Source organism: Oleiphilus sp. HI0066 (assembly GCF_001635725.1).
In genome coordinates, this window is the sequence record NZ_LWFH01000953.1 from 1 (window position 1) to 700 (window position 700).

Consider the following 700-nt stretch of genomic DNA (forward strand, 5'->3'; position numbering starts at 1 on the left):
CAGCATTAGTACCTTCATCGGTTCCAATCATCGGCATTGCAGCTAATGTCGCTATGACAAGCTCCGACGTAATAACCGGCTGTCAAACAATGAACGAACTTGACGCACTTGAGTCGCTATTAACATTAGATGAGCCAGTTAGTGAAATCGATAAACTATGCGGGATAGAACTACCCTCAACAGAACAAGTAACCAAAGAAGCCCTCATCATGCTCAAGGAATATTCATCGAGGACGGAGCAATCATTCGATGAAACGATAGACAAACTGATGAAGTATTTATTTTCAGATAACTGAGAAATTAAAAACTAAGCATTAACGCAAATAACGAAGAGTTTTATCAGTTAAGCAACTTAGATGGAGGCATTCGACTTCAATGAAAAATGGCGGTGAGCCAGGGATTCAAACGCTGAAACTGAGGGCTTATACAGCCATTTAGAGTGATAAATCAATAACTTACAAAGTATGCGTTCCGACAAATTAAGTCAAAACACGTCAATTTTGACACCGAAACCTTCCTCTAAAAACTTAAAAATCAGAGGCTTTTGCCAAATAAAGACCAGTCAATATGTTCGAACAAAAAGACCTAATCATGCGCCGAGTAGTTGTTTATAAAAAACGATCAACAAAAGAGTGCCCCCCTTAATTAGTATATCGATGAGTGTTTCAGGGACACTCTCTGAGTAACAATTAGCCCACAA

1 protein-coding gene is annotated in these 700 nt (G+C 39.0%); it reads left to right on the forward strand.

Annotated features, from left to right (window positions below; translation table 11 throughout):
- Positions 1–296: hypothetical protein (locus tag A3738_RS10815; protein WP_197473809.1), on the forward strand; the 296-nt coding region annotated here is incomplete at its 5' end.
- Positions 297–700: the final 404 nt, after the last annotated feature.